Raw genomic sequence first — 23,628 nt, forward strand, 5'->3', positions numbered from 1 at the left:
GAGATAACCGATGTATTCAATTATTGATGCAGCCTTGTCTCGCGCTCGAACAATGCTCTCTCTTTTGGCACTCATATTGGTCGCAGGTGTCGTTACCTATATCACGATCCCCAAAGAATCGAGCCCCGACATTACCATCCCGATTATCTACGTTTCTGTTGGGCACCAAGGTATTTCGCCAACCGATGCAGAACGCTTATTGGTTAGACCGATAGAACAAGAGCTGAGGTCGATTGAAGGCGTAAAAGAGATGACCGCAACCGCAGCAGAAGGCCACGCCTCAGTTGTGTTGGAGTTTAATGTTGGCGTTGATCTCACCAAAGCGATGGCTGATGTGCGTGATGCTGTCGATTTAGCCAAACCAAAATTACCAGAAGACAGTGATGAGCCGACCGTGAATGAGGTGACGCTCGCGTCTGAGCAGCCAGTGTTGTCAGTTGTTCTGTTTGGTACCGTTCCTGAGCGCACCATAGTGCAAATTGCTCGAGAGCTTGGGGATAAGCTCGAAAGCTATCGCCAAATTCTAGAGGTCGATATTGCAGGCGATCGCGATGACATCGTCGAGATCATTGTCGATCCGCTGTTGATGGAGAGCTACAGCTTAGATCAAGCGGATATCTATAACCTGATCGCTCTGAACAATCGAGTGGTCGCCGCTGGTTTTGTTGACACTGGCTACGGACGTTTCTCAGTCAAAGTTCCTTCGGTGTTTAACTCTTTAAAAGACGTACTTGAGTTGCCTATCAAAGTGGATGGTAAACAGGTTGTAACCTTTGGTGATGTGGCCACGGTTCGTCGAGCGTTTCGAGATCCTGAAAGCTTTGCCCGTTTAGATGGTAAATCTGCGGTGGTCTTGGATATCAAGAAGCGTGCGGGTGAAAATATCATCGAAACCGTAGAGTTAGTTAAAGCGGTTATGGCTGGTGCTCAACAACAAGCGGAATGGCCCAATAACTTATTGGTTAAATACACCTGGGATGAATCTAAAGATGTGAAGATCATGCTCAACGATCTTCAAAACAATATCTTGTCCGCCATCATTTTAGTGGTGATCGTTATCATCGCCATTCTTGGTGTTCGAACCGCGTTATTGGTTGGAATTTCAATACCTGGATCATTCCTCACGGGATTGTTGGTGTTGTCTGTGTTTGGTCTAACCGTCAACATTGTGGTTCTGTTCTCTTTGATCATGGCCGTTGGTATGTTGGTCGACGGCGCGATTGTTGTTACCGAGTTTGCCGATAGGCGAATGCAAGAAGGTGAAGGTAGAAAAGAAGCTTACCGAGACGCAGCGAAACGGATGGCATGGCCGATAACCGCATCGACAGCGACAACCTTAGCTGCATTTGCTCCGTTACTGTTTTGGCCGGATGTGACAGGCGAATTCATGAAGTTTTTGCCACTAACACTGATTGCAACGCTAACCGCTTCATTGATTATGGCGTTGTTGTTTGTACCGGTATTAGGTGGCTTGATTGGCAAACCTCAATACGTATCGCCCAAGAGCCAAGCTCGAATGGTGGCACTGCATAATGGTGATTTTTCACAAGCAACGGGCTTAACCAAGGCGTATTACCACACGCTTTCGATTGCGATTAAGCATCCCTTTAAGATTCTGTTCAGTGCGATATTGCTCGCGGTTTCAGTTGGTTTTACTTACTCCAAAGCGGGCCTAGGTGCAGAGTTCTTCCCTGAGGTTGATCCACCATTCTTTAATGTCAAAGTTCGCTCACATGGTGATCTTTCTATTCAAGAAAAAGATGACATCATGCGCGATATTGAGCAAATGATGCTTAATCATGATGAGTTCGATACTGTTTACACACGCACGGGGGGGGACGACCAGATTGGCTTGATCTCGATTACTCCTGTTGATTGGCAATATCGTCGTAGTGTTAAAGCGATTATTGATGAATTAAAGGTGCAAACCGATCAATACGCTGGTGTTGAGATTGAATATAAGTTTCCAGATGCAGGGCCTCCGGTTGAAAATGATTTAGTGATTGAGCTGTCAGCAACAACACCAGAACAGCTGAATCAGGCTGCAAAAATTGTAAGAAACTGGGCGGATGGTAATCAAGCTCTGACTAACATCAGTGATACAGCAAGCAAAGATGGCATTGATTGGAAAGTGGATATTCGCCGAGACGATGCCGCACGTTTTTCCGCTGATGCGACCTTGGTGGGTAATACCGTTCAATTCGTTACCAATGGTCTCAAGATTGGTGATTACCTGCCTGATGACTCATCAGAAGAGGTCGATATCTTGGTGCGTTACCCTAATGATAAAAGAGATATCGGACGCTTTGACCAGTTGAGAGTCAAAACACCTGCTGGCTTGGTGCCGATCACCAACTTTGCTCAGATTGTTCCCGACCACAAGCAAGATACGATTAAACGCCTCGATGGTAAGCGCGTAGTGAACATCATGGCGGATATGGAAGAGGGCTATAACCTTGCCCTCGAACTGCCAAAGATTGAGCAAGCGTTAAGTGAATTGGGGCTACCTAGTAGCGTAGAATTTCGTATCCGTGGTCAAAATGAAGAGCAAGAAAACTCTTCTGCCTTCTTACAAAGTGCATTCATGGTTGCACTGGCGGTAATGGCGTTGATTTTGATTACTCAGTTTAATAGTTTCTATCAAGCATTCCTGATTCTGAGTGCGGTGCTGTTCTCTACGGTTGGTGTGTTTGTTGGTCTGCTTATCTTCCAACGTCCGTTTGGTATCGTGATGTCCGGTATTGGGGTGATTGCACTGGCAGGTATAGTCGTGAACAACAATATCGTGCTGATTGATACCTATAATCAACTAATCAAAAGAGGCTTAGATAAGCGCGACGCAATTCTAAGAACTGGTGTCCAGCGTTTAAGGCCAGTGATGCTGACGACCGTGACTACGATCTTAGGCTTGATGCCGATGGTATTAGAGATGAACATTGACCTGATTAACCAAAAAATAGAGTTTGGCGCGCCGAGTACCCAATGGTGGTCGCAACTCGCTACGGCGATTGCGGGAGGGTTGGCATTTGCAACGGTACTAACCTTGGTGCTGACGCCTTGTCTATTAATGCTAGGGCGAGATAAGAAGCCTGAAAAATAGTAGATACAGTGGTTCGATGAACATAAAAAAGAGCGCCTTGGTGGGTGCTCTTTTTTGGTCTTTATAGTGATTAGGCTTTCAATCTAATTGGTCGCGAAAAACCTAATTAGTCGCTAGTAACTGGCCGTATCGCTCAAGGTTATTCAGTCGAATCTCTGAGTTGGCAATAAAGGTTGCTTTTGCTTTACCGGTTAACGACTTAGATTGAGGCAATTTCACGGTACGCGCATTTTTATGTACGCCATTAACCAAGAATTCATAGTGTAAGTGCGGGCCAGTCACTCGGCCTGTACCGCCCAAAGTACCAATGGTTTGGCCTTGTTTTACGCGCTGACCTGTTTTCACCATGCGTCGCTTCATATGCAAGTATTTAGTGATATAGGTGTTGCTATGGCGAATGAACACGTAATTACCATTGAATTGGTTGTAACCTGACTTCTGAACGATACCGTCACCGGCTGCCCAGATAGGTGTGCCAACAGGGGCTGCGTAGTCGGTGCCTCGGTGAGCTCGAACCTTACCGGTTACTGGGTGTTTTCTACGAGGGTTAAAGTTCGATGTTACACGGCGAAAATCAATCGGTGAGCGCAAGAAGGCTTTCTTCATGGCACGACCATTTTCATCGAAGTAGTTGCCGCTTCTATCATCTAATACCGCGGTAAATGAATCACCTTGGTTTTTGAATACTGCCGCCATGATCTTGCCGCGACCAATCACTTCGCCTTCAACGACTTTCTCTTGGTACAAAATCTTAAAGCTGTCGTTGTTGCGAATATCCAACGCAAAGTCGATATCCCAACCGAAGATGCCCGCCAGTTCCATAATTTGGTTTGCAGTTAGGCCTGCATTGACGCCGGCGTTCCAGAAGTTAGACGTGATGTTGGCTTCGGCATAGTTGTATTGGTAGGCCACTTCCTTTTTGTCGAAGCTAGAGGAGAATGAATCGCCAGACTTAGTGATCTTGAAGCTTTCAAACGCACTAAGTTGTCGCTTCAACTGAATAAGGTCGTTGTTTTCATCAAAGCCGAATTGTAATACGTCGCCAGGTCTTAGGTTGGACAGCTGCTTTTTAATATCGTTGTTGGTATTGAGTAGAGTGATCAGCAAACGGTATGAAAGGCCAATACGTTCAAATAAAACAGAGGTGCTTTCGCCAGAGCGAACGGTGTATTTCTCCCATTTGAGTACTGCCGTCGGTGGTGCGTCACTTGAGCTAACAAGTGCTGATGCACTGATCGTCAGTGGGTAGTGTTTTCCAACGACTAAAGCTCCCGTATCGTCACGTAAGCTGTTGACGTCGGGGAGTAAGAAAATAGCGATAAAAATTACGGCACTAAAAAATGCGATAAATGCCCGGTGCAAAATGGGAAGGCGTGCAAAAATAGACAACATGTTCCGGTTCGTTCTGTAAATATTATGAAAATAGACGACGGAATAGTGTAACTGGTTTCAAAATACATCGCTATTCAAGTAAGATGTCTAATTATTATATTTTTGCCAAATCTGTGGGAGTGAACAAGAATGGCGAGTATTGAAGCTGCACTAGCCGAGATCAAACGTGGCGTAGAAGAACTGATTCCAGAAGACGAACTGATTGCGAAACTAAAAGAAGGTCGTCCTTTACGCATTAAACTGGGTGCCGATCCAACCGCTCCAGATATCCACCTAGGCCATACGGTTATCTTTAACAAGCTTCGTGCTTTCCAAGAGCTTGGTCATGAAGTGACGTTCCTTATCGGTGATTTCACAGCAATGGTTGGTGATCCATCAGGTAAGAACTCAACACGTCCACCGCTAAGCCGTGAAGACGTGTTGAAGAATGCTGAAACTTACAAAGAGCAAGTATTCAAGATTCTAGATCCTGCGAAAACGCAAATTCGTTTCAACTCTGAGTGGTTATCTGAGCTTGGTGCAGAAGGCATGATTCGTCTTGCTTCTAACCAAACTGTTGCTCGTATGCTTGAGCGTGATGACTTTAAAAAGCGTTACGCTGGTGGTCAACCGATCGCAATCCACGAATTCATGTACCCACTTCTTCAAGGTCACGACTCTGTTGCACTAGAGAGCGATGTTGAGCTTGGCGGTACTGACCAGAAGTTTAACCTTCTTATGGGTCGTGAACTGCAAAAAGCAGCAGGTCAAAAACCACAAGCGGTACTGATGATGCCACTACTTGTTGGTCTAGACGGCGTTAAGAAGATGTCTAAGTCTGCGCACAACTACATCGGTATCAGCGAAGCACCAAGCGAGATGTTTGGTAAGATCATGTCTATCTCTGACGATCTAATGTGGAGCTACTACGAGCTACTGTCTTTCCGTCCTCTTGAAGAAGTTGCGGAACTGAAAGCTGGCGTTGAGGCGGGCAAAAACCCTCGTGACGTGAAAGTACTTCTTGCTAAAGAGATCATTGCTCGTTTCCACAGCGAAGCAGATGCTGAAGCGGCTGAGCAAGAGTTCGTTAACCGTTTTGCTAAGAACCAAGTTCCTGATGAAATGCCTGAATTTGAATTCGAAGCAGGCCTACCAATTGCGAACGTTCTAAAGGAAGCAGGTCTTGTAAACTCGACTTCTGATGCGATGCGTATGATCAAGCAAGGCGCAGCTAAGCTTGAAGGCGAGAAGATTGAAGACAGCAAATTCGTACCTGAAGCAGGTACTGCGGTCTACCAAGTAGGTAAGCGTAAGTTTGCTCGTATTACTATTAAGTAATATTAAATCTCAATGATTTATAAAAAAGGCATCTTCGGATGCCTTTTTTATTGACAGAAAGTTGACGAAGAATTTTTTACAGGATTGCTACACTATGCGCGCTGTCGAGCTGACAGTAATTTTGGAGATTTTTATGAACAATACCGACCATCCTCCTAGTTTGAATGGAGAAGAATAACTCGTCTCGGTATTGATCTATTGTCCTGCCGTTCGGGTAGGGTATCTGTTTTCCCTTCATTCTTTTCCACACTCTAGATTCTAACAAGTAGACACGTCAGTGCTTTAAGCTCTTGGTGCGCTTAGTTGTATATTCTTGATGTATATAGCTATACGCTCTTGGAGTACACCGCTTTATACTCTCGGGGTACTCTCTATAGGCTACTTGTTTTGATGGTCGTTACCTTTGCCAATCGGGAGATTCGCCATGACGGTAATGAACAACACTTTTTTATCTATTGAAGCTCTGTATTCAGAGCAAGACATCCAAGCTGTATCGAATGCCTTTCAACAGTACGGACGTGAGCAACAAATTAACCTTTTGAACCGTATGCCACTTGAAGATGCGGTGCTAGTGCTTGGGCAATGCTCTCTGAGTACGATTCAGACTTTACTTAGTGAGCTAGAAGAGCAGGGCTTTGAGAAGCGCTCTCGACATCTAGCTCACCAACTAGGGCTGATCTACTCAGAAGTTGAACCTCAACAAGGTTACCTTTCAACTGGAGTGCTTAGCCATGTTAGGCAGCGTATCGGTTGGATTATTGCCTTAGCACTGCTGGGCATTGTCTCTGGGCTTATCATTGCTCAGTATGAAGACATTCTTAGCCAGCTAGTACTTCTGGCGATCTATATGCCGGTAATCGCTGCCGCGGGTGGCAACACAGGAACACAAGCTGCGACTTTGGTCATTAGGGCCTTAGCTACAGGGGAATTGAAGAAACGCCAGTGGGCCAACGTTCTATGGAAAGAGCTTAGAGTTGCTATCTGTTTAGCTCTTGCGATCGCCTTAGTGATGATTGGCCGAATCTTATTATTCAGTGACAACCAGTCAACGGGTGGTTACGACATTAATATGATTGCTTACGCGATTGCTGTTGCTCTGTTTATTCAAGTGACCATATCAACTGTACTCGGCGGCGGGTTACCGATAGTCGCTCGATTCTTCAAACTTGATCCTGCTGTGTTAGTGAGCCCTGTACTGGCTTCGATAGTGGATATCTCTGGAATGTGGATCTACTTCACTGTGGTTAATTCATTCTTAGGGATCGCTTAGCGTTTATAAAAATAGCTAAAAACACCTTAGAGAAAAAAATGGCGCTGAAGATTCAAGATCTTCAGCGCCATTTTATTGCTTAAGTAGAAGCTTAAACAGAGTTGAACATTACTTAGATTTGCTCTGTGTTTGACTGAATTCAACTACATCTGTGTAGAAAGCTCGTTCAAACTGGGTGATGGGTGCTTCTACTGGTTTTTCTGGATCTGGTGTGTCAGGAAAGTAATCACGGACAAACTGTACAAATAGAGAGTTTGGTTTTCCCGCTTTATCTAAACCAAAGCCTGCCATGTTGTAGCTCCCATACAAAGAACCACTTTTGGCAATAATGTTGCCTTGGATTGGTGTTTTTCTCATGCTTTGACGGTATTTGAGCGTGCCATCAGTGCCAGATGTAGGCATAGCCTCAATCAGGTTGAGCTGTTTATCGTTCTCCCAGATATAACGAAGCACCTGAGCCATGGTTTGCGAGGTCATGCGGTTATTTCTGGATAGCCCTGAACCATCGACCAACTGTGCTTTGCTGAGGTCAATATCGGCTTTGGTCAGTAATATCTGCTTTATCGCTTCAGTGCCGTTATTAAAGCTGCCCGGTTGAACATAAAATGTCGCACCCAGTGTTTTGGTTAGGTTGTCTGCTATTAGATTGTCTGATTTCTTGAGCATGGTATTGATCAGTTCGGGAAGTTTCTCTGAGCTGTGACTTGCGATTAACGTGCTTTTGCCTGATTTATCTTTTTTACCAACGACCACATTGCCTTTTACATCGATTCTCAGTTCTTTAAGAATCGATGTAACGACTTGATAGGTGTAAAGTTCTGGACTTTGAATTGCGAACTTGAGTGGCAACGGTTTTTTACGTTCAACTAAGCAACCAGAGAGCTTGTAAGTGTTGTCTGGTGTCGTTATGAGCTCCAAGTCGCACTGTGTTGCCTTCTGCCCTGGGCGAGTTACCGTGGCGGCAGTAGTTGTCACGTCTATTGGGTAATGAGCTGGGATATATACGCGTGTTGTGCCGTTATCTTTTGTATAAATAGAGGCTTGTGCGCAGTTACTGTCTAAGGTCATTGCACTAGAGGGAGCGCTGTAACAAACGCCTAAAATGTCCCAAGGCCAACCAACCGCTCGTTGATAGCCAGTAAAAGCTGAGTTATCGAGGTATAAGTTGCCTTTGATGGTTTTAGATTGTGATTTAGCATATTGATCTAAAAGGTTTTTTAGATGCTCTCTTTGTAGTGTTGGGTCACCACTGAATGCGATCACGACATCTTTATTAGAACGCGCAATGCTGGTCGTGTAGTTAAAATTATCTCCTAACTCCAATTTGGCTGCCAAAGCGGTGACTAGCTTTAACGTACTGGCGGGTGGGTAAAAGCCATCGCTATTGGTGTTCAACTCACTCGAATCATCACTCAATGACTTCAGTATCAAGCTTGTGCTACTGCCATCGGGCAGTTTATCTAGAGGGAGGTATTCGAAAGCACTAATTGAATAGCTACACAGTGACAAACCACATAGGAGTAAACTGGATAGAAGGCGCATAGAAGATTTTCTTGGATGACTGATGTTTTCAGTATACAGATATAAAAAACGCCCGCTATAGAGCGGGCGTTTTGATTCTCAATTAACTAATTAATCAATTAGATAATCAGAATTAGAAGTCGTAACGTAGACCTAGAGCTAGCTCGTCTTCAGCTTGTGCTGAAGTTGCAGCAAGGTTGCCGCCAGCAGTACCGAACTGGTCACCCGCTGAGATTAGGTTGAAGTTGTACGATACGTAGCCACGGAAGTTAGGCTTGAAGTAGTACGTTGCATCAACAGCGATATTGTCAGCAGACGTTTCACCGTTAGTTTCAGCGTTGTTGTATGTAGATGAGAATACTGTTTGACCTAGAGTGTAAGCCGCTGCTACTTCGTAACCAGTGTAATCACCGTCGTTCTTAGCAACTTGACCATCTGTAAATACACCAGCGAAGTATAGGTCGCCCATAGTGTAAGAACCAGAAAGCATGTACTCGTCTTGAGCTGCATCACCAGAGTATTGGCTTGCGTAACCAGCACCTAGTTTAACGCCAGTTTCACCGATTGCGTAGATACCAGATAGAGAGTAACCATCAGCGCTGTTGTCGCTGTAAGAAGCAACAGCATCGCCTTCGCCTGCAGGAGTACCGTCAGCTTTTAGTTCTGTACGGTCAGCAAAACGGTAGCTTGCTTTAACGCTTAGGTCTTGGAATTGACCTTTGTAAGAAAGCATGTTGTCAGCACGGTCAGCAGCATTGATTTTCATTGCTGCAGAGTTACCGTGGTAAGCCATGATATCGGTAAAGTCAGTGATTACGCCTAGAGCGCCGTCGTTTTTACCGTAAGTCACTTCACCGAATGTACCGCCAAGTCCAGCGTAAGCGTAACGGTTAGTTAGGCTGTCGCTGTTTTTGTCAGTGCCTTTGCCGTTTTCAGCAGTTGTGAATTCGCCTTCGTAGAAACCAACACCGTATAGGCCATCTTGGATTTCAACTTGACCTAGAAAGTTAAGACGGATTCGAGAATTGTCTTGAGCGTTACCATCTTTCATAGATAGACGAGCTTCCGCACGGCCACCCATTTCTAGAGAAGTACCGTCTTGGTTGTATAGTTCTGAAGCGTTAGCACCAGTAGCAAGAGCTGCAGCAGATACAGCAAGCGCGATCATAGTCTTGTTCATGTTATTAATTCCTAATTACTGTCCATAAAGGTATTTATCAAGGATTTGAATCCTTTTTGTGTATTGCTCGTATTAATCAAGCTTCATAATCATGCTTAGAACAAAAGCGTGAAACTTGCCAGAACAATCCGTGGGGTACTTTTTAACCCTAAAGTTCCACCATCAGGTAGTAAAATGATATCAATAAAAATTATGTACACTGTTTTATTGAGTTTGACTATATTTAAGTTGTTGATTTTATGTGGTTTTCATAAAAGTGTGATCTGTGTTTATTTGGTTTATTTTTGTTTTTTTTAGATATTTTATCACTAACTTATTGATGGTGAGGTTATTATTCATTTTTGTGATGTCTGTAATTTAGACCTAGATAAAGCTTTTATAACGCAAAGTGGAATAAAGGTGATTTAGCCATAAAGTTTGTTTACACTAAGCCAAATCGTTTTGTTTCTATCACCCAATAAGTATGTTGGGTGGATTTATGTTGGCCAAAGAAAGCTTTGGCATAGAGGTAAAAAATGGAAAAGGTTCCAATGACAGTACGTGGCGCTCAGCAGCTACGTGACGAATTAGATCGCCTACTTAAGCTACGTCCTATTATTTCAGCAGCTATTGGTGAAGCTCGTGAACTCGGTGACTTGAAAGAGAATGCTGAATACCACGCCGCTCGTGAAGAGCAGGGTATCTGTGAAGCTCAAATTCGAGATATTGAATATAAGCTATCACTGGCTCAGATCATCGATGTAACGCAGATGGATAACACAGGTAAGATTATCTTTGGCACGACAGTGACTTTGATTGACGTAGATACGGATGAAGAATTCCGCTACCAAATCGTTTCTGAAGATGAAGCCGATATCAAAACGGGTCGCATTTCTGTGAAATCCCCAATTGCACGTGGCCTTATCGGTAAGATGGAAGGCGATGAAGTACTGATCTCTACCCCTGGTGGTGATAAAGACTTCGAAATCGACAAAGTAGAATACATCTAATTGAATTTTCTTTGTTTTTGATAAGTAAAAAGGTCGCTAATGCGACCTTTTTCGTTTCTCACGCTACACTAAAAGCTAAGCGCAGTGGCTTTCTTTTAATGAAGTTAGCTTATATTAAGCTCGCTTACTTGCGTGGAATCTCGATTTTACGTGCTTCTGACTGACGGAACAGTACTAGAACTTTACCGATAGTCTGTACTTTCTCAGCTTTAGATTCACGTACAATTGCATCGATAATCAGTTGCTTAGTCTCACGGTCTTCTGATGCAACTTTAATCTTGATCAGTTCGTGGTGGTCTAGAGCTAATTCGATTTCCGCTAGAACAGCTTCAGTAAGTCCATTTGCGCCCATTAGCACAACAGGTTTTAAACTGTGAGCTAGGCCCTTTAGATGCTGCTTTTGTTTGGTACTTAGGTTCATTACGCGGCCAATTTTATTTAGTATTAGGGTTGAAAAAACCTATTTTAACGCCATCTAAAGCTGAAGACTATAATTTATTCAGCAATTAGTACTTTCCTCCAATTTAGGTATCCAATGAGCAAACAGAAACACTCGGCCAGTTCAGGCCGTTGGTTGAAGGAACACTTCGACGACAAGTACGCAAATGAAGCCAGAAAAAAAGGCTATCGTTCGCGTGCTTATTTCAAAATGGAAGAGATTCAAACGAAAGATAAATTGCTGACTCCAGGGATGACCATTGTGGATTTGGGTGCAGCGCCTGGCGGTTGGTCTCAATATGCTGCTAAGATTATCGGAGACAACGGTCAAATCATTGCGTGTGACTTGTTACCAATGGATCCGATTGCTGGAGTGAGCTTTTTACAAGGCGATTTCCGCGAAGAAGCTGTGCTAGATGCGTTGCTGGAACGTATACAACCAAACATGGTTGATGTCGTGATGTCTGATATGGCACCTAATATAGCAGGCAACAATTCTGTGGATCAGCCAAGAGCTATGTATTTAGTTGAATTAGCTTTGGATATGTGTCGACAAGTTCTAGCTACCAATGGTAGTTTTGTTGTAAAAGTATTCCAAGGCGAAGGGTTTGACCAATATGTTAAGGACGTCCGTGAGATGTTTAAAACAGTCAAAGTTAGAAAACCCGACTCTTCTCGAGCTCGCTCTCGTGAAGTGTTTATCGTAGCAACTGGTTACAAAGGTTAACGATTCTCTTCCAAGAGTGAGAGTTAACAACATGGCTACAGGTTACAAACTGTAGTACCCTACCTTTAATTACAATTAGTTATCGAGAGGCTTACACCTTGAGTGACATGGCAAAAAATTTAATTCTGTGGCTTGTTATCGCGGTAGTGTTGATGTCGGTATTCCAGAGCTTCGGCCCTGGGGAAAGTAACGGCAGAGCAGTAGATTACACCACGTTTGTACAGGAAGTTGGCCAAGGCCAGATTCAAGACGCACAGTTCAATAACAGCGAAATCACCTTCACACGTCGTGGTGGTGGCTCTAAGTATGTAACTTACATGCCTGTTTATGATCAAAAGCTACTTGATGACTTAATTAATCAAAACGTAAAAGTTCAGGGTACACCACCTGAAGAGCAGAGCCTGCTTGGCACTATCTTCATTTCATGGTTCCCAATGATCTTACTGATTGGTGTGTGGGTTTTCTTCATGCGTCAAATGCAAGGCGGCGGCGGCGGTAAAGGCGCAATGTCTTTTGGTAAGAGCAAAGCTCGAATGATGAGCGAAGAACAAATCAAAACGATGTTTGCTGATGTTGCTGGTTGTGACGAAGCAAAAGAAGACGTGAAAGAGCTTGTGGATTACCTTCGTGACCCAAGTCGCTTCCAAAAGCTTGGTGGTAAGATCCCGACAGGTATCCTGTTGGTCGGTCCTCCTGGTACGGGTAAGACATTGCTTGCAAAAGCGATTGCTGGTGAAGCGAAAGTACCGTTCTTTACTATCTCTGGTTCTGACTTCGTTGAAATGTTTGTTGGTGTTGGTGCATCTCGTGTGCGTGACATGTTCGAACAAGCGAAGAAAGCAGCGCCTTGTATCATCTTTATCGATGAAATCGATGCGGTAGGTCGTCAACGTGGCGCTGGTGTTGGTGGTGGTCACGATGAACGTGAGCAAACACTTAACCAAATGCTGGTTGAGATGGATGGTTTCGAAGGTAACGAAGGTATTATTGTTATCGCTGCGACTAACCGTCCAGACGTACTAGACCCTGCATTACTTCGTCCTGGTCGTTTTGACCGCCAAGTTGTGGTTGGTCTACCTGATGTACGTGGTCGTGAACAGATTCTTAAAGTACACATGCGTAAAGTGCCACTATCAGGTGATGTTGAACCATCTCTGATTGCTCGTGGTACTCCAGGTTTCTCTGGTGCAGACCTTGCGAACCTTGTTAACGAAGCGGCTCTATTTGCTGCTCGTGGTAACAAACGCAATGTATCTATGGTTGAGTTTGAACTTGCGAAAGACAAAATCATGATGGGTGCAGAGCGCCGTTCAATGGTGATGTCTGAGGAAGTGAAAGAGTCAACGGCTTACCACGAAGCAGGTCACGCAATTGTTGGTCGTTTGGTACCTGAACACGATCCAGTGTACAAAGTATCAATCATCCCACGTGGTCGTGCACTTGGTGTGACGATGTATCTACCAGAACAAGATCGCGTAAGCATGTCTCGCCAACATCTAGAGTCAATGATTTCTAGCTTATACGGTGGTCGTCTTGCTGAAGAACTTATCTACGGTAAAGATAATGTTTCGACTGGTGCGTCTAACGATATCGAACGTGCAACAGATATTGCTCGTAAGATGGTTACGCAGTGGGGCTTCTCTGAGAAATTGGGTCCTCTTCTTTATGCTGAAGAAGAAGGCGAAGTTTTCCTAGGTCGCGGCATGAGCCAAGCAAAGCATGTTTCTGACGATACAACTCGACTTATCGATGAAGAAATTCGTATTCTTATCGACCGCAACTACGCTCGAGCTAAGCAAATCCTAGAAGATAATATGGATTTGATGCACTCGATGAAAGATGCGCTTATGAAGTACGAAACGATCGATGCGGGTCAGATTGATGACCTCATGGAACGTAAGACTGATATTCGTGAGCCCGCTGGTTGGGGTGATCAGGCGAAAGCAGAACCAGCAAAGGAAGAAGCTAAACCTGAAGCTAAATCAGAAGAGCAAGCAGAAGCTGAAGAGTCGACAGTTGAAGAAGTTAAATCTGAATCAGATGATGCTCAAAACAAAGATTCTTAATTGCTAAGCTTTAAATTAAAACCCTGAGTACGCTCAGGGTTTTTCTGTTTCTAGCCCAAGATGTTTTTTACCTTTAAGACCCACCTTCCATGATATTAAAAGCACACAATAAAACGCTCGTTTTAGACCGCCCACATGTGATGGGTATCCTCAATGTTACGCCTGACTCTTTCTCTGATGGCGGAAAATTCAATTCATTAGATAATGCTTTACTGCAAGCAGAGCGAATGATTCAGGCTGGCGTTAGCATTATTGATATTGGTGGTGAGTCGACTCGTCCGGGAGCTCCAGAGGTGTCCTTAGAGGAAGAGTTAGCTCGAGTTATCCCGGCGATTAAAGCGATTCGCGCCAAGTTTGATGTTTGGATCTCGATTGATACCAGCAAAGCTGAGGTGATGCGCCAGGCTGTTGATGCAGGGGCAGATTTGATCAATGATGTACGCGCACTGCAAGAGCCCGGAGCTCTAGAAGTGGCCGCAGAGGTTAATGTACCTATTTGCTTGATGCACATGAAAGGTCAGCCAAGAACTATGCAAGCCAATCCAAGCTACGAAGATGTCCTAACTGATGTCGAAGCCTTTTTACAAGAAAGGGTCGAAGCTTGTGAGGCGGCCGGTATCTCAAAAGAGCAGCTGATTCTTGACCCTGGTTTTGGTTTTGGTAAAACCATCGAACACAATTACCACCTATTAGCGCACTTTGAAAAGTTTCATACGCTTGGTTTGCCGGTCTTGGCGGGAATGTCGAGAAAATCGATGATCTTTAAGCTACTAGACAAAGCACCAGCAGATTGCATGGTAGGAAGTGTTACTTGCGCCACCATTGCTGCGATGAAAGGTGCTCAAATTATTCGCGTTCACGATGTAGAAGATACATTGGAAGCGATGAAGATAATTGAAGTGATGAACAACAATCACTAAATAATAATTAAGGAAAATCAATATGTCTGATAAAAGACGTTACTTCGGCACAGATGGTGTACGTGGAAAAGTGGGCCAGTACCCAATCACACCTGATTTTGTTTTGAAGCTTGGCTGGGCTGCTGGTCGTGTTCTTGCAAAGCAGGGCACAAAGAAAGTCATCATTGGTAAAGATACTCGTATCTCTGGCTACATGCTTGAGTCTGCTTTAGAAGCTGGTTTAGCTGCTGCTGGTCTTCAAGCTACGTTTACGGGGCCAATGCCAACACCTGCGGTTGCTTACCTAACACAAACTTTCCGTGCTGAAGCGGGGATTGTTATCTCTGCATCGCACAACCCCTTCTATGACAACGGCATCAAGTTCTTCTCGTCTGAAGGTACTAAATTGTCGGATGACATTGAACTCGCCATCGAAGCTGAGCTAGACAAAGATATCGAGTGCGTGGAATCTTCCGAATTAGGTAAAGCGGTACGCCTAAATGATGCAGCAGGCCGTTATATTGAATTTTGTAAAAGTACATTCCCACACAAAATGACGCTAGCGGGTATGAAAATTGTGGTGGATTGCGCGCATGGTGCGACTTACCACATTGCGCCGGCTGTATTTAAAGAGCTGGGTGCTGAGGTTGTTGCGATTGGTGTGGAGCCAAATGGCACTAACATCAACCACGAAGTCGGTGCGACGGATGTGCGTGCTCTACAAACTAAAGTGGTTGAAGAGAAAGCTGCACTAGGCCTTGGCTTTGATGGCGACGGTGACCGCATCATTATGGTTGATGAGCTAGGCAACAAGGTTGATGGCGACCAAATCGCTTACATCATTGCTCGTGATGCGCTACGTCGTGGTGAACTAAAAGGCGGTGTTGTTGGTACATTGATGACGAACCTAGGCATGGAAAATGGACTTAAGCAATTAGGTATTCCATTTGTACGTGCTGCTGTAGGTGACCGTTATGTCATGGAGCAGCTTCTAGCTAAAGGCTGGAAGATCGGTGCTGAGAACTCGGGGCACGTTATCCTATTAGATAAAGTAACGACGGGTGATGCCATCGTTGCTGCACTGCAAGTGTTGGCTTCAGTGGTTGATAGCGAAATGACACTGAATGAACTTTCTCAAGGTATGACGTTATACCCTCAGGTTCTAGAAAACGTTCGTTTCAGCGGTGATTCAAACCCACTAGAAGCAGAGGCTGTGAAAGCGGCTGTTATTGAAGTGGAGACGGAACTCGGTGAGAAAGGTCGTGTGCTATTACGCAAATCGGGTACTGAGCCACTACTGCGCGTAATGGTCGAAGGTGAAGATGCTGAACTCGTTCAGAGTTCTGCACTGAAAATTGCTGATGCAGTAAAAGCGAATTGCTAATAAAACGTTTGCCGTAACAGGCGAAGTCGGTCTCACTTGTGGCGGCCGGGTTTTAGTTATGTGATGATTAAAAAGGGACGCAAATGAGTTTTGTGTCCCTTTTGCCCTTTTTTTGACCACTTGCTTGGTAAAGGCTTATTTTTTAGTAAATTCCCCTTGTCAGTCATCGTCGCATTCGCTAGTATTGCTCGGCCTTCAGTTAGGAGGTCGCTAGCCTTGTTCTTGAAAATAGTTTTTTGAACGGCGCTGGCTCAACAATTAGGAACATAGGTGGAAAAATGTTTACAGTTCTACTTGTGATTTACCTGTTGGCAGCGCTTGGTGTAATTGGCCTAGTGTTGATTCAACAAGGTAAAGGCGCAGATATGGGAGCCTCTTTCGGTGCTGGCGCTTCAAACACTGTGTTTGGTGCTGGTGGCTCAGGAAATTTCCTTACCCGAATGACTGCAATTTTTGCAACTACATTTTTTATCCTTAGCTTAGTGCTTGGTAATATGTCTACACATAAAACTGAGTCACAATGGATTGACCCGACCCAAGGTCAGGTGATTCAACAAGCTGAAGATGCAGTGAGTGAAGTTCCGGCGCAAGGCGACGAAATTCCGCAATAATCTGTAAAGATTTGATGCCGAGATGGTGAAATTGGTAGACACGCTAGCATGAGGTGCTAGTGCCTTAGGGTGTGAGGGTTCGAGTCCCTCTCTCGGCACCATGTTTACAAACTTGTAAAACATCTTGTTGGGCGTATAATGCTCACAAGTCGGACGCGGGATGGAGCAGTTTGGTAGCTCGTCGGGCTCATAACCCGAAGGTCGTCGGTTCAAATCCGGCTCCCGCAACCAATTTCAATGCTATTATATAGCTTGTATTGGTAGCAAGTTTGCACAGTGTGAACCTCACTGTGAGTTAAGTGTGATATCAAATATGATGGCACTTAACATATAAGGGTCCAGCAACAAAAACCCCGGCTTATACGGGGTTTTTTGTTATCTAAGCATTTGTAAATGCATTTAGATGATAATGTTTGCTTGGAATTTAAATTGGGCTTTGAGCCCTTTTTTTGTTTCTGGAGTGGTTAAATGACTGGTTTAGAAAGACAACTTACTGAAATGCTTGACGCTCCAGTAGCAGCATCAGGTTATGAGTTAGTTGGATTAGAATTTATTCGTGCTGGTGAGCACTCAACGCTACGCATTTACATCGATTCACCAAATGGTATCAATGTAGATGATTGCTCTGAAGTTAGTCACCAAGTAAGTGCCGTAATGGACGTTGAAGATCCAATTTCAGTGGCTTATAACCTTGAAGTGTCTTCACCAGGTTTAGAGAGACCACTGTTCAAAGCTGAGCATTACCAACAATTTATTGGTCACGAGGTAAGCATCGTTTTGAAAATGGCTGTCGGCAACCGTCGTAAATGGAAAGGTGATATCCAATCTATCGAAGGCGAGACAGTGAAAGTATTGGTTGAAGGACAAGAAGAAGAATTCGTCCTGAGCAATATTGCGAAAGCTAACCTGATCCCTAAATTTTAGTTCTCCTAGAGAGAAGAGCTTAAGAGGCTAGATTAATGAACAAAGAAATTTTGGCGGTAGTAGAAGCTGTTTCTAATGAGAAAGCAGTTCCTCGTGAGCGTATTTTTGAAGCGCTTGAAATCGCGCTTGCAACGGCAACAAAAAAGAAAAGCGAACTAGAAATCGAAGTTCGTGTTGAGATTGACCGTAAAACGGGTAATTTCGAAACTTTCCGCCGTTGGGAAGCTGTTGAGGAAGTTGAATTCCCAACAAAAGAAATCTCTATTGAAGCTGCAAAGTACGATGATCCAGAGATCGAACTTGGCGGTTTCATTGAAGATGATATCGAATCAGTAACGTTTGACCGTATTACGACTCAAACAGCTAAGCAAGTTATCGTACAGAAAGTACGTGAAGCTGAACGCGCTCAAATCGTTGAACAGTTTATTGATAACGAAGGCGAGCTAGTCACTGGCGCAGTTAAGAAAGTTAACCGTGACACAGTGATTCTAGATCTAGGTAACAACGCTGAAGCGGTAATCCTTCGTGATGACCAACTTCCTCGTGAAAACTTCCGTCCAGGTGACCGTGTTCGTGGTCTTCTATACGCAGTTAAGCCAGAAGCTCGCGGCTTCCAGCTGTTTGTTACTCGTTCTAAGCCAGAAATGCTAGCTGAACTATTCCGTGTTGAAGTGCCTGAGATTGGTGAAGAGCTAATTGAACTTAAAGGTGCTGCACGTGACGCTGGTTCTCGTGCTAAAATCGCCGTTAAAACAAACGACAAACGTATTGACCCTGTTGGTGCGTGTGTTGGTATGCGTGGCGCACGTGTACAAGCTGTATCTAACGACCTTGGCGGTGAGCGTATCGATATCGTGCTTTGGGATGATAACCCGGCGCAATTCGTTATCAATGCAATGGCTCCTGCTGATGTTGCTTCTATCATCGTTGATGAAGATACGCACTCAATGGACATCGCGGTTGAAGCTGACAACCTAGCGCAAGCTATCGGTCGTAGCGGTCAAAACGTACGTCTAGCGTCTCAACTTACTGGTTGGGAACTGAACGTAATGACTGTTGCTGATCTAGAGAAGAAGCACCAAGAAGAAGCAGTTGCTTCTATTGAAAACTTCATGAAGCACCTAGATATCGAAGAAGACTTTGCTCAAATGCTTGTTGAAGAAGGCTTCTCTACGCTTGAAGAAGTAGCCTACGTTCCTGTGAACGAGCTTCTTGAAGTAGATGGTCTAGATGAAGGTATCGTTGAAGAATTGCGTAACCGCGCGAAAGACGCACTGACAACTCTAGCGCTAGCGAAAGAAGAAACTTTCGATGGTGTTGAGCCAGCTGAAGACCTACTTGCACTTGAAGGTCTTGAGCGTGAAATGGCTTACAAGCTAGCAGCAAAAGGCGTTGCGACATTGGAAGACCTAGCTGACCAAGGCGTTGATGAACTAGAAGGCATCGAAGACCTAACTGCAGAGCGTGCAGGCGAGCTAATTATGGCTGCGCGTAACATCTGTTGGTTCGGCGACGAAGAATAATTCAGCAAGGAGAGAGAGCGGTATGACACAATTAACAGTTAAAGCACTGAGTGAAGAGATTGGTACGCCAGTTGACCGCTTAATTGAACAACTTGCTGATGCAGGCATGAAGAAAGCAGGGTCGGACCAAGTGACTGATTCAGAGAAGCAAACATTGCTAACGCACCTTAAAAAGGAGCACGGCGATACTTCTGGTGAAACAGAACCGACTCGTTTAACTCTTCAACGCAAGACCCGCAGCACGCTAAGTGTTGCCGCTGGAGGCGGTAAGAGTAAGGATGTTCAAGTTGAGGTACGTAAAAAGCGTACTTACGTGAAGCGCAGCACTATTGAAGATGAAGCGAAACGTGAAGCTGAGGAAGTAGCTAATCGTGAAGCGGAAGAGAAAGCACAACGCGATGCTGAAGAGCAAGCGAAACGTGATGCTGCAGAGAAAGCACAGCGCGAAGCCGAAGCAAAAGTAACACGTGAAGCGGATGCAAAACGTGAAGCTGAAGATAAGGCTCAACGCGCACAAGCTGAAAAGGCTAAAAAAGACATGAATTCAAAAAATGCAGACGCTAACGCACAAGCGAAAAAAGAAGCGGATGAACTTAAAGCTCGTCAAGAGCAAGAAGCAACTCGTAAAGCCGAAGCTGAAGCAGCTAAGCTTGTTGAAGAAGCTCGTAAGTTAGCAGAAGAGAACCAAGAACGTTGGTCTGAAGAAGAGAAGAAGAAGAAAGAGCAAGAGAAATCTGCGGATTACCATGTGACGACTTCTACTTACGCTCGTGAAGCTGAAGATGCGGCAGACAAAAAAGATGAGAAAGCACCTCGTCGTCGCAAGAAGAAACCAGCTCCAGCAACTCAACCTGGCAATAACCGTGGTGGTCGTAACCAACGTGGTCGTGGCGGTAAAGGTAAGCTTGCTAAACCAACTTCAATGCAGCAAGGCTTCGATAAGTCAGCGACTGTTGCAAAATCTGACGTTGCTATCGGCGAAACTATCGTTGTTTCTGAACTGGCTAGCAAAATGTCAGTTAAAGCAACTGAAGTTATCAAAGTAATGATGAAGATGGGCGCTATGGCGACTATCAACCAAGTGATCGACCAAGAAACAGCACAACTTGTTGCTGAAGAAATGGGTCACAAGGTAATCCTACGTAAAGAAAACGAACTTGAAGAAGCAGTACTAGCTGACCGTGATAGCGATGCTATCGCTGAAGGTCGTGCTCCTGTTGTTACTATCATGGGTCACGTCGACCACGGTAAAACTTCAACACTTGACTACATTCGTAAAGCACACGTTGCTTCTGGCGAAGCTGGCGGTATCACGCAGCACATTGGTGCTTACCACGTAGATACTGACAACGGCATGATCACGTTCCTTGATACTCCTGGACACGCGGCCTTTACTGCTATGCGTGCTCGTGGTGCTCAAGCGACAGATATCGTTGTACTTGTTGTTGCTGCAGACGATGGCGTAATGCCACAAACAATCGAAGCAATCCAGCACGCGAAAGCGGCAGGCGTTCCTCTGATTGTTGCTGTGAACAAGATCGACAAAGAGGGTGCAAACCCAGACAACGTTAAGAATGAGCTAGCTCAATACGACGTTATCCCTGAAGAATGGGGCGGTGAGAACATCTTCGTTCACATCTCTGCAAAACAGGGTACAAACATTGATGGTCTTCTAGAGTCTATCCTTCTTCAGTCTGAAGTTCTTGAGCTTACAGCGGTTAAAGAAGGCATGGCATCTGGTGTTGTTGTTGAATCTCGTCTTGATAAAGGTCGCGGTCCAGTTGCAACAGTGCTAGTACAGTCTGGTACTCTAAACAAAGGCGATATCGTTCTTTGTGGTCAAGAGTACGGCCGTGTTCGTGCAATGCGTGATGAAAACGGTAAAGACATCGAAACTGCAGGTCCATCTATCCCTGTAGAAATTCTAGGTCTTTCTGGCGTTCCTGCTTCAGGTGATGAAGCGACTGTTGTACGTGATGAGCGTAAAGCTCGTGAAGTTGCAAACTACCGTCAAGGTAAATTCCGTGATGTTAAACTAGCTCGCCAACAAAAAGCGAAACTAGAGAACATGTTCGCGAACATGACGGCAGGCGAAGTTGCTGAACTTAACGTTGTACTTAAAGCTGACGTTCAAGGTTCTGTAGAAGCGATTGCTGACTCTCTACTGAAACTGTCAACTGACGAAGTTAAAGTGAACATCGTAGGTTCTGGTGTTGGTGGTATTACTGAAACTGACGCAACGCTTGCTGCAGCTTCTAACGCTATCATCCTTGGTTTCAACGTTCGTGCTGACGCAACTGCGCGTAATACAGTTCAGAACGAAAACTTAGATCTACGTTACTACTCAATCATCTACCAACTGATTGACGAAGTTAAACAGGCAATGGGCGGTATGCTTGCTCCTGAATTCCGTCAAGAAATCATTGGTCTTGCACAAGTTCGTGACGTATTTAAGTCGCCTAAACTTGGTGCAATCGCTGGTTGTATCGTTACTGAAGGTACGATTAAGCGTAGCAACCCAATCCGTGTACTTCGTGAAAACGTTGTTATCTACGAAGGTGAACTAGAGTCACTTCGTCGCTTTAAAGATGACGTTCAAGAAGTTAAGAATGGTTACGAGTGTGGTGTTGGCGTTAAGAACTACAACGACGTTCGCGTTGGTGACCAGATTGAAGTATTCGAAATCGTTGAGGTTAAACGTACTCTAGACTAATCAGTCTGTACGACTCGACATATTGACTAAGGTTACTAACATTACTAATAAAGGTAATAAGGTAATCGGTTGTTGAATACACCATGGGGGGCTGGTAATTACCAAGCCCCCCATCTTTCTAAGTGAGAAAAGAAAATGTCAAAAGAATTTAGCCGCACACAACGTGTGTCTCAGCAGCTTCAAAAAGAGCTTGCGCTTATCCTACAACGTGAAGTTCGTGACTCACGTATCGGTATGGTAACTATCTCAGACGTAGAAGTGTCTCGTGACCTTGCTTACGCAAAAGTGTTCGTTACTTTCCTATGTATCGGTGAGCAAACACCTGAATCATGTCTTGCTGCTCTTAAAGAGCATGAAGTGCCAGTTCGTATGGCTCTTGGTAAGCGTATTCGTCACCGTCTAACGCCTGAAGTGCGTTTTACTTACGACAACACACTAGTAGAAGGCATGCGTATGTCTAACTTAGTAAGTGAAGTTTTAAACGACGATAAGCGTAAGCAAGAAGAGTCTGGCCGCACTGACGAAGCTCAGTCTAAGGGCGAAGAGTAATGGCTCGCCGTCGTAAAGGTCGCCCTATCAACGGGGTAATTCTGTTAGATAAGCCAACGGGCATTTCGTCTAATGATGCACTGCAAAAAGTAAAACGTATTTACTTTGCAGAGAAGGCAGGGCACACCGGTGCTCTTGATCCTCTTGCGACTGGCATGCTGCCAATTTGTCTTGGTGAAGCAACGAAGTTTTCTCAGTTTCTATTAGATTCTGACAAGCGCTACGTAGTAATCGCTAAGCTTGGTGAGCGTACCAATACCTCTGACTCTGATGGTGAAGTGGTAGAGACACGAGATGTTAACGTGACTCAAGAGCAACTTGAACGCTGCATTGCAAGCTTCAAAGGGGAAACCGACCAGATTCCATCAATGTTCTCAGCATTGAAGTATCAAGGTAAGCCTTTGTATGAATACGCACGTGCAGGTATCGAGGTGCCTCGTGAATCTCGTAAGATCACTGTTTACTCTATTGAACTGCTTCGCTTTGAAGGTGATGAAGTTGAGATGGAAGTGCATTGTTCAAAAGGCACTTACATCCGCACAATTACCGACGATCTTGGTGAAATGCTAGGTTGTGGTGCCCACGTGACCATGCTTCGCCGTACTGGTGTCGCTAAGTATCCGTACGATCGTATGGTGACTTTGGAGCAGTTGAACGAGATCCTAGAGCAAGCGCAGGCGCAAGAAATTGCACCCAAAGAGCTGCTTGATCCACTATTAATGCCAATGGACACAGCCGTTGAAGACTTACCAGAAGTTAACTTAAACGCGGAACTGACTGACCTAGTTCAGCACGGTATGCCCGTTCAGGTTTCTGGTGCGCCAACTGAAGGTACGGTTCGCATGACAAGTGGTGAAGAGAAACTGTTTGTTGGTGTTGCTCAGATTGCTGAAGATGGCCGAGTTGCACCGAAGCGTTTGGTTGTTTTCAGAGATGAAGAGCCACAAGCATAACGCTGAAACCTAGTTAGGTATTGGCGCTTAGCCTGGAAAAGCGAATCAATAATATAGAAAGCGAGCCCTTAA

General features: G+C 44.7%; 18 protein-coding genes and 2 tRNA genes. 16 read left to right on the plus strand and 4 right to left on the minus strand.

From position 1 onward, the window contains the following. Nucleotides 1-10 precede the first annotated feature (10 nt). Complete coding sequence (locus tag ACED60_RS03470; RefSeq protein WP_371726943.1) at nucleotides 11-3,100, plus strand: efflux RND transporter permease subunit; 3,090 nt, start codon at nucleotides 11-13, stop codon at nucleotides 3,098-3,100. Between the two features lie 102 nt (nucleotides 3,101-3,202). Here ACED60_RS03470 and ACED60_RS03475 read toward each other — a convergent pair whose 3' ends face one another. Beyond that, a complete protein-coding gene (locus ACED60_RS03475) occupies nucleotides 3,203-4,492 on the minus strand; it encodes a peptidoglycan DD-metalloendopeptidase family protein (protein ID WP_009847553.1) in 1,290 nt (429 codons plus the stop codon). A gap of 129 nt (nucleotides 4,493-4,621) precedes the next feature. On the opposite strand from ACED60_RS03475, the gene tyrS reads away from it, so the two are divergent. Both tyrS and ACED60_RS03485 read left to right on the plus strand, forming a co-directional pair. Further along, a complete protein-coding gene (tyrS, locus tag ACED60_RS03480; RefSeq protein WP_004734518.1) occupies nucleotides 4,622-5,809 on the plus strand; it encodes a tyrosine--tRNA ligase in 1,188 nt (395 codons plus the stop codon). A 424-nt stretch (nucleotides 5,810-6,233) separates the two neighbouring features. Continuing rightward, nucleotides 6,234-7,079, plus strand: coding sequence for a magnesium transporter (locus ACED60_RS03485; protein ID WP_009847552.1), 846 nt, complete (start codon nucleotides 6,234-6,236; stop codon nucleotides 7,077-7,079). A gap of 108 nt (nucleotides 7,080-7,187) precedes the next feature. Here ACED60_RS03485 and dacB read toward each other — a convergent pair whose 3' ends face one another. Both dacB and ACED60_RS03495 read right to left on the minus strand, forming a co-directional pair. Beyond that, entirely contained in the window at nucleotides 7,188-8,621 is a 1,434-nt protein-coding gene (dacB, locus tag ACED60_RS03490) for a serine-type D-Ala-D-Ala carboxypeptidase (protein WP_371726944.1), read from the minus strand. 112 nt (nucleotides 8,622-8,733) lie between these two features. Then, nucleotides 8,734-9,780, minus strand: coding sequence for a porin (locus ACED60_RS03495; RefSeq protein ID WP_135382811.1), 1,047 nt, complete (start codon nucleotides 9,778-9,780; stop codon nucleotides 8,734-8,736). A gap of 515 nt (nucleotides 9,781-10,295) precedes the next feature. Here ACED60_RS03495 and greA point away from each other — a divergent pair. Continuing rightward, nucleotides 10,296-10,769: a transcription elongation factor GreA gene (gene greA, locus ACED60_RS03500; protein WP_009847549.1), complete on the plus strand. Its 474-nt coding sequence runs from the start codon at nucleotides 10,296-10,298 to the stop codon at nucleotides 10,767-10,769. Between the two features lie 124 nt (nucleotides 10,770-10,893). On the opposite strand, the gene yhbY is transcribed toward greA, so the two are convergent. Then, nucleotides 10,894-11,190, minus strand: coding sequence for a ribosome assembly RNA-binding protein YhbY (gene yhbY / locus ACED60_RS03505; RefSeq protein ID WP_004734509.1), 297 nt, complete (start codon nucleotides 11,188-11,190; stop codon nucleotides 10,894-10,896). A 114-nt stretch (nucleotides 11,191-11,304) separates the two neighbouring features. On the opposite strand from yhbY, the gene rlmE reads away from it, so the two are divergent. From rlmE to truB, 12 genes are all read left to right on the plus strand, one after another. Further along, nucleotides 11,305-11,934, plus strand: coding sequence for a 23S rRNA (uridine(2552)-2'-O)-methyltransferase RlmE (gene rlmE, locus ACED60_RS03510; protein ID WP_009847548.1), 630 nt, complete (start codon nucleotides 11,305-11,307; stop codon nucleotides 11,932-11,934). Nucleotides 11,935-12,041: 107 nt separating this feature from the next. Next, nucleotides 12,042-14,000, plus strand: coding sequence for an ATP-dependent zinc metalloprotease FtsH (gene ftsH / locus ACED60_RS03515; protein ID WP_371726945.1), 1,959 nt, complete (start codon nucleotides 12,042-12,044; stop codon nucleotides 13,998-14,000). Nucleotides 14,001-14,089: 89 nt separating this feature from the next. Then, complete coding sequence (gene folP / locus ACED60_RS03520) at nucleotides 14,090-14,920, plus strand: dihydropteroate synthase (RefSeq protein ID WP_371726946.1); 831 nt, start codon at nucleotides 14,090-14,092, stop codon at nucleotides 14,918-14,920. Nucleotides 14,921-14,942: 22 nt separating this feature from the next. Further along, on the plus strand, nucleotides 14,943-16,283 hold the full coding sequence (gene glmM, locus ACED60_RS03525) for a phosphoglucosamine mutase (RefSeq protein ID WP_371726947.1): 1,341 nt from the start codon (nucleotides 14,943-14,945) through the stop codon (nucleotides 16,281-16,283). Nucleotides 16,284-16,561: 278 nt separating this feature from the next. Beyond that, nucleotides 16,562-16,894, plus strand: coding sequence for a preprotein translocase subunit SecG (gene secG, locus ACED60_RS03530; protein WP_009847546.1), 333 nt, complete (start codon nucleotides 16,562-16,564; stop codon nucleotides 16,892-16,894). Nucleotides 16,895-16,910: 16 nt separating this feature from the next. Continuing rightward, a tRNA-Leu gene (locus ACED60_RS03535) sits at nucleotides 16,911-16,995 on the plus strand. Nucleotides 16,996-17,048: 53 nt separating this feature from the next. Continuing rightward, nucleotides 17,049-17,125, plus strand: a tRNA-Met gene (locus ACED60_RS03540). A gap of 237 nt (nucleotides 17,126-17,362) precedes the next feature. After that, on the plus strand, nucleotides 17,363-17,818 hold the full coding sequence (gene rimP, locus ACED60_RS03545) for a ribosome maturation factor RimP (protein WP_004734501.1): 456 nt from the start codon (nucleotides 17,363-17,365) through the stop codon (nucleotides 17,816-17,818). 35 nt (nucleotides 17,819-17,853) lie between these two features. Further along, nucleotides 17,854-19,341: a transcription termination factor NusA gene (gene nusA / locus ACED60_RS03550; protein ID WP_009847542.1), complete on the plus strand. Its 1,488-nt coding sequence runs from the start codon at nucleotides 17,854-17,856 to the stop codon at nucleotides 19,339-19,341. Nucleotides 19,342-19,363: 22 nt separating this feature from the next. Continuing rightward, entirely contained in the window at nucleotides 19,364-22,054 is a 2,691-nt protein-coding gene (gene infB, locus ACED60_RS03555) for a translation initiation factor IF-2 (RefSeq protein WP_371726948.1), read from the plus strand. Nucleotides 22,055-22,189: 135 nt separating this feature from the next. Continuing rightward, the gene (rbfA, locus tag ACED60_RS03560; protein ID WP_135444207.1) at nucleotides 22,190-22,603 is read left to right on the plus strand and encodes a 30S ribosome-binding factor RbfA; all 414 of its coding nucleotides are present in this window, start codon (nucleotides 22,190-22,192) and stop codon (nucleotides 22,601-22,603) included. Continuing rightward, a complete protein-coding gene (gene truB, locus ACED60_RS03565; protein ID WP_012604702.1) occupies nucleotides 22,603-23,556 on the plus strand; it encodes a tRNA pseudouridine(55) synthase TruB in 954 nt (317 codons plus the stop codon). Before rbfA ends, truB begins: the two co-directional genes overlap by 1 nt. Nucleotides 23,557-23,628: the final 72 nt, after the last annotated feature.

This window comes from Vibrio sp. 1F279, from assembly GCF_041439815.1.
Taxonomy (GTDB): Bacteria; Pseudomonadota; Gammaproteobacteria; order Enterobacterales; family Vibrionaceae; genus Vibrio; species Vibrio tasmaniensis_A.

What these genes read in the sequence shown, in the direction of transcription:
- rlmE (WP_009847548.1), top strand. Translation starts at nt 11,305, where the DNA reads ATGAGCAAACAGAAACACTCGGCCAGTTCAGGCCGTTGGTTGAAGGAA.
- dacB (WP_371726944.1), bottom strand. Translation starts at nt 8,621, where the DNA reads ATGCGCCTTCTATCCAGTTTACTCCTATGTGGTTTGTCACTGTGTAGC.
- rbfA (WP_135444207.1), top strand. Translation starts at nt 22,190, where the DNA reads ATGTCAAAAGAATTTAGCCGCACACAACGTGTGTCTCAGCAGCTTCAA.
- truB (WP_012604702.1), top strand. Translation starts at nt 22,603, where the DNA reads ATGGCTCGCCGTCGTAAAGGTCGCCCTATCAACGGGGTAATTCTGTTA.
- ACED60_RS03495 (WP_135382811.1), bottom strand. Translation starts at nt 9,780, where the DNA reads ATGAACAAGACTATGATCGCGCTTGCTGTATCTGCTGCAGCTCTTGCT.
- secG (WP_009847546.1), top strand. Translation starts at nt 16,562, where the DNA reads ATGTTTACAGTTCTACTTGTGATTTACCTGTTGGCAGCGCTTGGTGTA.
- infB (WP_371726948.1), top strand. Translation starts at nt 19,364, where the DNA reads ATGACACAATTAACAGTTAAAGCACTGAGTGAAGAGATTGGTACGCCA.
- rimP (WP_004734501.1), top strand. Translation starts at nt 17,363, where the DNA reads ATGACTGGTTTAGAAAGACAACTTACTGAAATGCTTGACGCTCCAGTA.
- greA (WP_009847549.1), top strand. Translation starts at nt 10,296, where the DNA reads ATGGAAAAGGTTCCAATGACAGTACGTGGCGCTCAGCAGCTACGTGAC.
- ACED60_RS03470 (WP_371726943.1), top strand. Translation starts at nt 11, where the DNA reads ATGTATTCAATTATTGATGCAGCCTTGTCTCGCGCTCGAACAATGCTC.
- ftsH (WP_371726945.1), top strand. Translation starts at nt 12,042, where the DNA reads ATGGCAAAAAATTTAATTCTGTGGCTTGTTATCGCGGTAGTGTTGATG.
- ACED60_RS03475 (WP_009847553.1), bottom strand. Translation starts at nt 4,492, where the DNA reads ATGTTGTCTATTTTTGCACGCCTTCCCATTTTGCACCGGGCATTTATC.
- yhbY (WP_004734509.1), bottom strand. Translation starts at nt 11,190, where the DNA reads ATGAACCTAAGTACCAAACAAAAGCAGCATCTAAAGGGCCTAGCTCAC.
- ACED60_RS03485 (WP_009847552.1), top strand. Translation starts at nt 6,234, where the DNA reads ATGACGGTAATGAACAACACTTTTTTATCTATTGAAGCTCTGTATTCA.
- nusA (WP_009847542.1), top strand. Translation starts at nt 17,854, where the DNA reads ATGAACAAAGAAATTTTGGCGGTAGTAGAAGCTGTTTCTAATGAGAAA.
- folP (WP_371726946.1), top strand. Translation starts at nt 14,090, where the DNA reads ATGATATTAAAAGCACACAATAAAACGCTCGTTTTAGACCGCCCACAT.
- tyrS (WP_004734518.1), top strand. Translation starts at nt 4,622, where the DNA reads ATGGCGAGTATTGAAGCTGCACTAGCCGAGATCAAACGTGGCGTAGAA.
- glmM (WP_371726947.1), top strand. Translation starts at nt 14,943, where the DNA reads ATGTCTGATAAAAGACGTTACTTCGGCACAGATGGTGTACGTGGAAAA.